This window comes from Verrucosispora sp. ts21 (assembly GCF_002879555.1).
Lineage (GTDB): Bacteria > Actinomycetota > Actinomycetes > Mycobacteriales > Micromonosporaceae > Micromonospora > Micromonospora gifhornensis.
On record NZ_PNOZ01000028.1, the window covers coordinates 64,879 to 76,537 of the forward strand.

The window sequence follows — 11,659 nt, forward strand, 5'->3', positions numbered from 1 at the left end:
TCAGCACCCGGCGGGCGTCCAGGCCAGCGCACGGCAGTCGCCCACGCCAGCGCACGGCGGTCGCCAGCGCACGGCGGTCGTCAGCGGCGCACGATGCGGCGGGGCTTGACCCCGCCGGACTCGGCGTACCGCTGCAGCCGCCGCGAGCGGTAGTCCCGGCCCAGCGTGGTGAGCAGCAGGTGACCCAGGATCGCGCCGAGGCTCGTCGCCACCAGGTAGAGCAGGATCTGCCAGAAGAACGTGGCGCTGCCACCGCCGAACGGGTTCTGGCCGACCAGCAACGGCCCCACCAGCATGGTCAGCGCGAGCGCCATGCCGATCGCGGCGGCGACCTCCACGCCCCACTGCGCCGGTGGCCGCGACTGCCCCCAGGCGACCGCGGTCCCCGCCAGGATCAACCCGATCACCACGAACATCCCGAGCGTCACTCGGTCGGCGGCCGCCTCGTCACCGTCGAAGCCGAACCGGATGATCAACCGGGCGACCACGTTGACTGCGAACAGCGCAATCGTCAATGCTCCGACTGCGCGCCACCGCTGACCCATCGCACGCCTCCCGCCGTACCCGTCCGCCCTCGTGGCGGACTCCTGGCAGGAATATCTACCACTCGCGCCGTGTCGGCGTCACCGACCGGATGCCACAGGCCCCGCGACGATCGACCGGAACGCCATCACCGCGAAGGCCATCACGCCGGCCACCACCAGGATCAACCCGACCCAGTTGCCGATCAGCAGCACGTCACCCTCGTTGGTCCGATCGGCGGCGGCCACCATGATCACCACCCAGGGCACCGCCGGCAGGGCCACCGCCCAGCGCCGCCCCACCGCCTCGATGGCGAACCAGCTCAGCGTGACGTTCACGACCACCGCCACGAGCGCCGCCAGGCCGACCAGGTAACCGCCGATCCGCAGCGGCGCGAGCAGTAACTCCAGGACCGCCGTGACCGCACCGGCGACGACGACCACGACCCCGCCGGCAACCCGCAGCCCGACGTCGAGGAACCGCGACACCCGCGCGGACCGAGGCGGCGGCGGCAGTTGCTCCTGCGGGGCGACGGACATCGCGGCGGGCGAGGTCACCGTTGACCGGCCGAGACGACCGCTGTCGGCTGGGAGGCCCCGCCGACGTCCAGCCCGGAGAACAGGTCGGACTCCCAACCGTACGGGCCGCTGCCCGGCCCCTTCGCCCCCACCGCGAGGGTGAAGTACTCCACCCCCATGAACTCGGCGCCGAAGTTGCCGGCGATGGTGTAGAGCCAGGAGGTGGCCGGGATCTGGGTGGCGTGGGCCCGCATCGCCGCCTCCTTCGCCGCATGCTGCTCGGTGGCGTCGATCCGCGCCGCGATCTGCTCGTCCGGCGTGCAGAACGGCAGCTCGGTCGCGTCGATGATGCCGGCGAACGGATTGTCCGACGACTCCTCGAAGTGCGTCATGCCCGCCTCCAGGACGCTCTGCGGCATCGCCGTCCAGTAGACCTTCGCCGGGGCGAGGCCCTCCTGCGCGGCCAGCTCGATCGCCCGCATCGTCACCCGGTTGGCCTGGATGTGGTCCGGGTGGCCGTAGAACCCATTCTCGTCGTACGTGATGACGACCTGTGGGCGGATCTCGCGGATGACCTCCAGCAGGTAACCGGCGGCCTCGTCGAGGTCGGCCTGCCAGAACGCGCGGGGATGCTGGTTGGTGGACAGGCCCATCATGCCGGAGTCCCGGTAGCGGCCCGCCCCGCCGAGGAAGCGGTGGTCGGCGACGCCGAGTGCGGCGCACGCGCCGGCCAGCTCGGCGATCCGGTACCCGCCGAGCTGATCCGCCTCGGCGGCGGCGAGCCCGGCCAGCTCCGGGACGTGGATCTCACCCTCCTCACCCAGGGTGCAGGTGATCAGGGTGACGTGAGCACCCTCGGCCGCGTAGTGGGCCATCGTCGAACCGGTGCCGATGGACTCGTCGTCGGGGTGCGCGTGGACCAGCAGCAGGCGGCGGTCAGGCAGCGTCGTCACGACGGTCACTCTAACCGGCGGTTTGTCCGCGCCAGCCCTGACGCGTCCGCTCAGGTCGGTCACATCGCGCTGCCCACGGGCCTACCATCTGGCCTGTGGACTTTCCCGAGCTGGCCGCCCGCACCCGCCGGTTCAGCCATGGGGCGCCGCGCGCCGTCACCGTGGCCGACGACGGCGCCCGGGTGATCTTCCTACGTTCCAACGGCCCCGAGGACCCGGCCGACGCGCTGTGGCAACTGGACGTCGCCACCGGCAAGGAGTGGCTGGTCGCCTGCCCGGTGACCCTGCTCGGCGCGGAGGCCGACCTCGCCGCGCTGAGCCCCGGGGAGCGGGCCCGCCGTGAGCGGCTCCGGCTGACCGCCGCCGGCATCGGCTCGTACGCCCTCGACGCCGCCGGGCGGGTGGCGGTGTTCGCGCTGGCCGGCCGGTTGTTCCGGGCCGACCTGGTGCACGGCGACGTGATCGAGGTGCCCGCCGTCGGGCCGGTCCTCGACCCCCGGCCGGACCCGACCGGTCAGCGGCTGGCGTACGTGACCGACGAGGCCGACGGCGTACGCCGGGGTCAGTTGCGGGTCGTGGACGCCGACGGCACCGACAGCATCCTCGCCGGTGAGGACTCCGGGGTGGTCTGGGGACTTGCCGAACACATCGCGGCCGAGGAGTTCCGACGGCACCGGGGCTACTGGTGGGCGCCGGACGGTCGTTCGGTACTGGCCGCCCGGGTCGACGAGTCCCGCCTGCCGCACTGGCACCTGCACGATCCGGCGCAGCCGACAAGCCCGCCGACAAGCGTCGCGTACCCGGTGGCGGGTGGCCCGAACGCGGAGGTCAGCCTGCACCTGCTCGACCTCGACGGCGGCTGGGTCGACGTGCACTGGGACCGGGAGACCTACCCGTACCTGACGGCGGTGCACTGGGCCGAGGGCCCGCCGCTGATCACCGTGTTGCGCCGCGCGCAGCAGCACGGGCTGGTGCTCGCCATCGATCCGCGTACCGGTGAGACGCAGGTGCACGCCGAGTTGGCCGACCCGCGCTGGGTGGAGCCGATCGCGGGCACCCCGGCGCACCTGCCGGACGGGCGGGTGCTGGTCGGCGGCGAACTCGCCCACGACGGGTACGACGCCCGCTGCCTCTTCGCCGACGGCACCCTGCTCACCCCGCCGTCGCTGTACGTACGCCGGGTGGTCGGCCGGCTGGCCGCGATAAGCGGTCCGGCGGACCTGCTGGTGGAGGCGAGCGACGGTGAGCCGAGCGAGCAGCACCTGTTCCGGGTGCGCACCAGCATCGGCGGCGGGGTGGACGCCCGCCGGCTGACCAGCGACTCGGGCTGGCACACCGCCGCGGTCGGCGGTGACGTGCTTGTCATCGGTACCGCCTCGCTTGATCACGCCGGGATCCGGTGGACCGTCCAGCAGGGCGACCGGGAGGTGGCCACCCTGCGGTCGCTCGCCGCCACCCCGAGCTACTCCCCGCTGCCCCTGCTGGAACGGGTGACCGACCGGCGGCTGCCCTCGGCGGTGCTCTACCCGGACAACCACGTCAGCGGTCGGCGTCTGCCGGTGCTGCTGGACATCTACGGCGGGCCGGGCCACCAGGAGGTGGTGGCCGCGCGGGCGGCGTGGCTGGAGCGGCAGTGGTGGGCCGATGCCGGCTTCGCGGTGGTGGTGGTCGACAACCGGGGTACGCCGGGCGTCGCCCCGTCGTACGAGAAGGCCATCCATCGGCGGGTGGCGGACGTGATACTGACCGACCAGGTGGAGGCGTTGCACGCGTTGGCCGCCAAGCATCCGGATCTGGACCTGGACCGGGTGGCGGTGCGCGGCTGGTCGTTCGGCGGCTGGCTGGCCGGCCTGGCGGTGCTGCGCCATCCGGAGCTGTTCAAGTGCGGGATCGCCGGCGCACCGGTCACCGACTGGGCCCTCTACGACACCGCGTACACCGAGCGTTATCTGGGCATGCCCGACGACGGCCTGGACGTCTACGCCCACCACTCGCTCGTCGAGCTGGCCGCCGAGCCGGTCACCGACCCGGCCGACGCCCGGCCGCTGCTGCTGGTGCACGGCATGGTCGACGACAACGTGGTGGCCGCGCACACGCTGCGCCTTTCGGCGGCGTTGCTGGCCGCCGGCCGACCGCACTCGGTGCTGCCGCTGCCCGGCGCGACCCACATGGCCGCCGGTGGCATCTCCGAACGCCTGCTCCGCCTGGAACTCGACTTCCTCCGCACCCACCTGGAGTAGCTCAGGGCTTGACGTGGGCGTCGATCAGGCAGGGGTAGCCGAAGACGCTGGAGACGAAGACACCGCCCACCTTCGAGCCGTGTACGAGGTATGCCACGTCGACGTAGAGCGGCACCACCGGCGCGTGCTCCCGCATGATCCGCTCGTCGAGGCCGGCCCACTGCGGTGCCTGCGCGGCCGGTGGTAGGGCGAGGATCCGGTCGAACTCGGCGCTGATCGCCGGGTCGTCGAAGTACGACTCGTTGGTGTTGCCCGCGACCTTGATGCCGCGTCCGTCGTAGAGCACCGGCAGGATCGCCGCGCCGCTCGGCCAGTCGGCCGCCCAGGAGCTGAGGTACAGGTCCCAGGGGTTGTCCCGCTTCTTGATCTCGTCGAGTTTGGCGTCGTCCGGGATCGCCCGCATCGTGATCTTGAAGCCGGCCCGTTCCAGGTTCCCCTTGAGCTGCGTCGCCAGCTGCTGCTCGACCGAACTGTCGGCAGCGCCGAGAACCAGCTCCGGAGTCTGCCCGCCGAGCAGTTCCCGGGCCCGGTCCGGATCGCCGTTCGGGCCCGCCGGATAGGCGTCGTACGCCCGGTGGCCGATCGTGGCCGGCGGCATGAGCGTGGTGTTCGGCGCGGCCACGTGCGGTCCGCCGAGCACCTTGACCAGGCCCTCCCGGTCGATGGCGTAGTTGAGCGCCTGACGTACCCGCAGGTCGGTGACCCGCTGGTTGTTGATGACCAGATGGTTGGCGGTGGGGGTCGGGGACAGGATCGTCCGGGACCGCAGCGCGGCGTCGCCCGCGACCCGGGAGACGAGCGAGGCGGGGACGAAGTCCCACGACAGGGCGGCCTGATCGGCGCCGTTGTCGGCGATCACCCGGTTCGCCGCCGTGTCCGTGCTCGGGCCGAAGCTCCAGACGAACCGGTCCGGGTACTGGTGGCGGACCGGGTCGGTGGCCGGATCCCAGTGCTCGTTGCGCTCCAGCACGATCTCGACACCGGCCTGGAAGCGGGTCACCTTGTACGGCCCGGACGAGAACGGCGCGTGACCGAGGTTGATCCCGGTGTCCCGGTCCGCGGGCAGCGGCGCGGTGCTCGGCAACGACGCCGCGAACGGCAGGTCGCAGCGCGGCCGGGCGAACTCGAAGCGCAGCGTACGGTCGTCGGGCGTGGTCAGTCCCGGTGGCAGTGCGGTGCGGTTGGCCGCGAAATCCCACGCGGTGTCGTACTGCGGCGTGTCGGCGAGCCATTCCTGCAGGTAGGTGGGGCCGCCGGTGAGGTCCGGGTCGAACGAGCGGGCGATGCCGTACGCGATCTCCTTCGCGGTGACCGGGCGACCGTCCTCGAACCGCACCCCGTCCTTGATCTTGAACTCCCAGACCGTGCAGTCGTCCTCGACGTTGCTGCCGGGCGTCTCGGCGAGGTCGCCGACCAGCACCAGGTTGCCCTGGCCGTCGTCCTTCCAGGTGGTCAGGGAGCGGGCGAACAGCGGTGCGGCCATCAGGCCGGCGAACGAGTACGTCCGCTGCGGGTCGAGGTGGGAGAGGGGTGTCTCCCGGATGATGGTGAAGGTGCCGCCGGCCCGGGCGCCCGGCACCTCGGGGGCCGGGCCCCACGAGTCCTTCGGGTCGGTGGCGATGACCCCGGTCTGTTGTCGGCCGGTGTCCACGGTGCTGCTCCCACCGGTGTTCGCAGAGCAGGCGCCGAGCACCGTCACCAGTGTGGTCGCGGTGCACAGCGCAGTCGCCAGGCGTGATCTCACGTTGCCTCCACCCGTTCAGCCGAGCCGTACGCGCGGGTCGATTGCCGCGTACAGCAGATCCACAAGCAGGTTCGCCAGCACCACGAAGACCGCCGCGACAAGCACCGTCGCCATGATCATCGGCAGGTCGCCGGCGCGTACCGCGTCCACCGCCGCCCGGCCCAGCCCTGGCAGACCGAAGGTCGTCTCGGTGATCACCGTGCCGCCGAGCGCCGCGCCGACGTCCAACCCGGCGACGGTGACCACCGGCGCGATGGCCGCGCGCAGCGCGTGTTTCCCGTACACCCGGGTGTTGCTCAGGCCCTTGGCCCGCGCGGTACGGACGAAGTCCTCGCCCAGCGTCTCCAGCAGCTGCGCCCTCAACAGCCGGGCGTAGATCGCGGAGTACAGGAAGGCAAGCGAGTACCAGGCGAGCACCAACCCGCCTGCCCAACGCAACGGGTCGGTCGCCAGCGGCGTGTACGCCGGCACCGGCAACCAGCGCAGCGTGTAGACGAAGACCAGCAGCAGCACCGCGCCGACGACGTACAACGGCACCGAGGCCCCGGTCAGCGAGAAGCCGATCGCCGCCCGGTCCCACCAGCTGCCGGGACGCAGCGCGGAGACCATGCCCAGGCCGACGCCGAGCAGCAGCCATCCGATCGCCGCCGGCACGACGATGCTCACCGTCACCGGCAGCACCCGGGCCAGGGTGTCGGTGACCGCCTCGTTGTTCACGTACGACCAGCCCAGGCAGGGCGCGTCACAGCGGCCACCCTGCGCGCCACCCAGATCCCGCCCGGCGACGATGCCCTTCATGTAGTTCGCGTACTGGTCGACGAGCGGATCACGCAGGCCCAACTCCTGGCGGACCCGTTCCAGCCGCTGCGGATCGCAGTTCTTCGGGCACATGCCGCTGACCGGGTCGCGGGGCAGCGCGAAGAACATCAGGAAGGTCAGCACGCTCACCGTGAACAGGGTGAGCACGGCGCCGAGCGCCCGCTTCAGCAGAAACCGCAGCACGTCGACTACCTCGCCGACCTGGGGTCGAGCGCGTCGCGCAGCGCGTCGCCGAACAGGTTGAACGCGAACACCAGGGCGACGAGCGTGCCGCCGGGGAAGAGGACGAACGCCGGGTCGGTCTGCAGGTAGTCGAGGCTCTGGTAGATCATCCGGCCGAAGCTGGGCGTCGGTTCGGTCAGCCCGACACCGATGAACGACAGGGCCGCCTCGCCGGTGACGAACTGCGGCACCGCGAACGAGAAGGACACCAGGATCGGTGCCCAGGTGTTCGGCAGCAACTGCCGCACCAGCAGATGACCCAGCCCGGCCCCGCTGGCCCGGGCCGCCGCCACGAACTCCCGCTCGCGCAGCGCGATGACCTGCCCGCGTACCAGCCGGGCAGTGCTGGTCCAGCCGAACACGGCGAAGATTGCGATCAGCACGCCGACTCCGAAGGACGGCGGCACCTCGTCGCGCTGCCCGTAGAAGCGCAGCGCCAGGGTCGGGGTCAGGGCCAGCGCGACGATCAGGAAGGGCATGGCCAGGGTCAGGTCGGTGAGCCAGCTGACCACCGCGTCGAGCCAGCCGCCGAGGTACCCGGCCAGCCCGCCGAGCGCCGCCCCGATCAGGGTGCTGAGCACCGCCGCCGTGCAGGCGACGAAGAACGACGTACGCAGGCCGTACACCAGGCGGATGAAGATGTCCCGCCCGAGCCCCGGCTCCAGCCCGAAGAAGTGCTCACCGGAGACACCACCGGCGTGACCGAGGGGCATGCCGAACCCGTCCAGCCGGCGCTGGAACTGGTCGTGCGGACCGATGCCGTACGCCGCCTCGATCAGTGGCGCGGCCAGCGCCACCAGCACGAACAGCACAAGCACCGCCGCGCTGACCAGGGCGGTGCGGTCGCGGCGCAGCCGCATCCAGGCGAGTCGGCCCGGTGAGCGGCCCACCGTCCGCCCCGCCGGAATCGAATCGCCGGTCCCGGTCCGCAGCGTCCCGTCCACCGGCGAAAGGCTCACGCCGACGCCCCGGCGGGAAAGTGGCAGGCGGTCGCCTGGTTGCCGCCGTCGCGCCGGATCAGCGCCGGCTCCTGCACCGCACACCGCTCACGGGCGCTCGGGCAGCGGGTCCGGAACCGGCAGCCCGACGGCGGATCCAGCGGGCTGGGCACCTCACCGGTCAGCCGGACCCGCCCGGCCCGGTCGCGCCGCGCCACGTCCGGCACCGCCGACAACAACGCCCGGGTGTACGGATGCTGCGGACGCCGGCAGATGTCGTCCCGGTCGCCGATCTCGACGATCCGGCCGAGGTACATCACCGCGATGCGCTGGCAGAAGTGCCGGACCACGGCCAGGTCGTGGGAGATGAGGACGAACGCCAGGCCGAGTTCGCGTTGCAGCCGGCGCAGCAGGTTGACCACCTGGGCCTGGACCGACACGTCCAGGGCGGAGACCGGCTCGTCGGCCACCACCAGCCGTGGCCCGGTCGCCAGGGCGCGGGCGATGCCGACGCGTTGGCGTTGACCGCCGGAGAACTCGTGCGGGTAGCGGTTGTCGTGCTCCGGGTCCAGGCCGACAAGTTCCATCAGTTCCCGCACCCGGGCCCGAATGCCGCCCGGCGGAGTGATCCGGTTGACCTGTAACGGCATCGCGATGATCTGGCCGGCGGTGTGCCGAGGGTTCAGCGAGGCGTACGGATCCTGGAAGATGATCTGCATCTGCGGCCGGAGCGGACGCAACGCCCGCCGCCCGGCACGGCTGATGTCCTGTCCGGCGAACTCGATGCGCCCTCCGGTCGGCTCCAACAGCCGCACCAGCAGCCGGGCGGTGGTGCTCTTGCCGCAGCCGGACTCCCCGACCAGGCCGAGTGTCTCGCCCGCCCGCACCTCGAAGTCCAGCCCATCCACCGCCCGCAGCAGGCCGCCGCGTACCGGAAAATGCTTGGTCAGCCCACGCACCCGCAGCAGCGGCTCGCCGGCCGTCATCGCGTCACCCCGGCAAAGTCCCGGGCGTACCGCCGGGCGCGCTGCTCGTCGCCGAGGTGGCAGGCCACCCGGTGGCCGGGTGCCCCGGCGCTACGCAACTCGGGTCGCTCGACCCGGCAGCGGCCGTTCGTGTCCGCGGCGTAGCGGCAGCGTGGGTGGAAGGCGCAGCCGGCCGGCACGTCGGTCAGGCTCGGCGGGCTGCCCGCGATCGCCGCCAGGTCTGTCGCCGGGTCGCCGTGCCACGACGGCACGCTGGAGAGCAACCCCCAGGTGTACGGATGCTGCGGCCGGCGCAGCACCTGCTCGGCGCTGCCCTGCTCGACGGCCCGGCCGGCGTACATCACCAGCACGTCGTCGGCGACCTGGGCGACCACCCCGAGATCGTGGGTGACCAGCAGGATCGCGGTGTCGAACTCGACCTGGAGGTCGGCCAGCAGGTCCAGGATCCGGGCCTGCACGGTGACGTCCAGCGCCGTCGTCGGCTCGTCGGCGATCAGCAGGGCCGGATCGTTGACAAGCGCCATGGCGATCATCGCCCGCTGTCGCATGCCACCGGAGAACTCGTGCGGATACTGGTCGTAGCACCGTTGCGGCTGCGCTATGCCCACCCGGCCGAGCAGCTCCACCACGTGTCGCCGGGTCTGCGCCCGACCGGCCCGCCGGTGATGCACCCGGTACGCCTCGGCGATCTGCCGACCGACCGGATAGTACGGGTGCAGCGCCGACAGCGGATCCTGAAAGATCATCGCCATGTCCCGGCCGCGCAGCCGGCGCACCTCGGCCTCCGGTCGGCCGACCAGTTGACGCCCGCCGAGGGTGATCCGCCCGGCGACGGTGGCCTGCCGGGCGTCGAGCAGACCGAGGACGGCCAGCGCGGTGACGCTCTTGCCCGAGCCGGACTCGCCGACCACCGCGAGGGTGCGCCCGCGCTGCACCGCGAACGAGAGACCGTCGACGGCGCGCACCGCCCCGTCGCGGCCGGTGAAGCTGACCCGTAGGTCGTCGACGCACAGATAAGGGACCACAATCGCTCCCTCCGCGCCCCCGAGGAAGGGAAACTACAGCAGAAACGTGAGAGCCGAAAATAAGTTACGTACCCCTTGCTGCTCGGACAGGATCGCACGCATCCGATCGGCCTCGCTGACCCGCTCGTCGCACCACTGTGCTGACGTTTGTCGGCGACTCGCCTAGGGTCGGATCATGAGCGAGTTCGACGCGGCATCCGCCGCGGTACAGGCCGCCCTCGACGCGGGCGCCCGGTATGCCGACGCCCGGGTGATGCACCGACGCTACGAGTCGATGTCGGCGCGCAACGGCGAGATCGAGGCGTTGACCCAGGACGAGAGCGTCGGTCTGGGCGTACGCGCCCTGGTCGGTGCGAGCTGGGGTTTCCACGCCGTACCGGAACTGTCCGACCGGGCCGCCCGCGACGCCGGCCACCGGGCCGCGCGGACCGCCGCCGCGAGTGGCCTGGTGCCGGGCCCGAGAGTCGACCTCGTCGCCGGCACGCCGGCCACCGCGAGCTGGTCGTCACCCTGCACGGTGGACCCACTCGGCGTCTCCCTGGCCACAAAGGGTGACCTGCTGGTGGCCGCCACCACCACAATGGCCGACCATGGCGCCGACCTCGCCGAAGGGCTCTACCAGGTCTGGGACACCACGAAGTGGTTCGTCTCCAGCGAGGGCCACCGCATCGACCAGCACATCCGCGAATGCGGCGGCGGCATCTCGGCCACCTCGATCGGTGAGAACGAGACGCAGCGCCGGTCGTGGCCGAGCTACCGGGGCCAGTACGGCACCACCGGCTGGGAACTTGTCGACTCGCTCGACCTGACCGCCCATGCGGCGCGCGTCGCCGAAGAGTCACGGGAGCTGCTGACCGCGCCGCTCTGCCCGGCCGGCGAGACGGACCTGATCCTCGGCGGCGAGCAGTTGGCGTTGCAGATCCACGAGTCGGTCGGGCACGCCATCGAGCTGGACCGCATCCTCGGCTGGGAGGCGGCCTTCGCCGGCACCTCGTGGCTGGACCTCGCCCAGCTCGGCTCGCTGCAGTACGGCTCGGAGCTGATGAACATCACGATCGACCCGACCATCCCGGGCGCACTGGGCAGCTTCGGCTACGACGACGAGGGCTCACCGGCGGTGCGGCGCGACGCGGTGCGCGCCGGGCGGTGGGTGGGCGTGCTGGCCGGGCGGGACTCGGCCGCCGTCGCGGGCCTGGACTACGGCGGCAGCGTACGCGCCGACGGCTGGGCGCGGCTGCCGATGGTGCGGATGACGAACGTCGGCCTGGAACCGGGCCCGCACACGCTTGACGAGATCATCGCCGCCACGGACGAGGGGGTGCTGATGGACATCAACCGGTCCTGGTCCATCGACGACAAGCGGCTGAACTTCCAGTTCGGTTGCGAGATCGGGTGGGAGATCCGCAACGGCCGGCGCGGGCGGATGCTGCGCAACCCGACGTACACCGGCATCGGGCCGAGGTTCTGGCGCTCGATGGACATGCTCTCCTCCGAGATCGTCCCGTGGGGCACGCCCAACTGCGGCAAGGGCCAACCCGGCCAGATCGGGCACACCGGCCACCCGGCCGCCCCGGCCCGCTTCCGCAACGTCCGAGTGGGAGTCAAGGCGTGAGCGCGAGGAGTGAGCCGTTCTTGCGAGCCCCGCAGTCGCGAACGAAGAGTGGCACCGTGAGCGCGAGGAGTGAGCCGTTC

Annotated in this window: 10 protein-coding genes; 2 read left to right on the plus strand and 8 right to left on the minus strand. The window is 71.8% G+C overall.

Going from position 1 to position 11,659, the window contains the following annotated elements:
* Positions 1-80 precede the first annotated feature (80 nt).
* The 3 genes from C1A38_RS14605 to mshB all read right to left on the minus strand — a co-directional run bounded on the left by C1A38_RS14605 (position 81) and on the right by mshB (position 2,002).
* Positions 81-545, minus strand: a complete 465-nt coding sequence (locus C1A38_RS14605; protein ID WP_102658369.1) for a hypothetical protein — start codon at positions 543-545, stop codon at positions 81-83.
* 78 nt (positions 546-623) lie between these two features.
* A complete protein-coding gene (locus C1A38_RS14610; RefSeq protein ID WP_102658385.1) occupies positions 624-1,061 on the minus strand; it encodes a hypothetical protein in 438 nt (145 codons plus the stop codon).
* Positions 1,062-1,075: 14 nt separating this feature from the next.
* Positions 1,076-2,002 carry an N-acetyl-1-D-myo-inositol-2-amino-2-deoxy-alpha-D-glucopyranoside deacetylase gene (gene mshB / locus C1A38_RS14615; RefSeq protein WP_102658370.1) on the minus strand — a complete coding sequence of 309 codons (927 nt, stop codon included), beginning with the start codon at positions 2,000-2,002 and terminating at the stop codon, positions 1,076-1,078.
* Between the two features lie 86 nt (positions 2,003-2,088).
* Here mshB and C1A38_RS14620 point away from each other — a divergent pair, with 86 nt between their 5' ends.
* Positions 2,089-4,233 (plus strand): S9 family peptidase, encoded by a 2,145-nt coding sequence (locus tag C1A38_RS14620; protein WP_102658371.1) that lies wholly within the window; start codon positions 2,089-2,091, stop codon positions 4,231-4,233.
* Between the two features lies 1 nt (position 4,234).
* Here the strand turns inward: C1A38_RS14620 and C1A38_RS14625 are convergent, their stop codons facing one another.
* Genes C1A38_RS14625 through C1A38_RS14645 form a run of 5 tightly spaced genes read right to left on the minus strand, consistent with a single transcriptional unit; the run spans position 4,235 to position 9,967 of the window.
* On the minus strand, positions 4,235-5,977 hold the full coding sequence (locus C1A38_RS14625) for an ABC transporter substrate-binding protein (protein WP_102658372.1): 1,743 nt from the start codon (positions 5,975-5,977) through the stop codon (positions 4,235-4,237).
* 15 nt (positions 5,978-5,992) lie between these two features.
* Positions 5,993-6,979, minus strand: coding sequence for an ABC transporter permease (locus C1A38_RS14630; protein WP_102658373.1), 987 nt, complete (start codon positions 6,977-6,979; stop codon positions 5,993-5,995).
* A 5-nt stretch (positions 6,980-6,984) separates the two neighbouring features.
* Entirely contained in the window at positions 6,985-7,962 is a 978-nt protein-coding gene (locus C1A38_RS14635; protein WP_233196831.1) for an ABC transporter permease, read from the minus strand.
* Positions 7,963-7,973: 11 nt separating this feature from the next.
* Positions 7,974-8,942, minus strand: a complete 969-nt coding sequence (locus C1A38_RS14640; protein ID WP_102658375.1) for an ABC transporter ATP-binding protein — start codon at positions 8,940-8,942, stop codon at positions 7,974-7,976.
* Positions 8,939-9,967 (minus strand): ABC transporter ATP-binding protein, encoded by a 1,029-nt coding sequence (locus C1A38_RS14645; RefSeq protein WP_102658376.1) that lies wholly within the window; start codon positions 9,965-9,967, stop codon positions 8,939-8,941. Before C1A38_RS14645 ends, C1A38_RS14640 begins: the two co-directional genes overlap by 4 nt.
* Before the next feature lie 175 nt (positions 9,968-10,142).
* On the opposite strand from C1A38_RS14645, the gene C1A38_RS14650 reads away from it, so the two are divergent.
* Positions 10,143-11,579 (plus strand): TldD/PmbA family protein, encoded by a 1,437-nt coding sequence (locus C1A38_RS14650; protein ID WP_102658377.1) that lies wholly within the window; start codon positions 10,143-10,145, stop codon positions 11,577-11,579.
* Positions 11,580-11,659 lie beyond the last annotated feature (80 nt).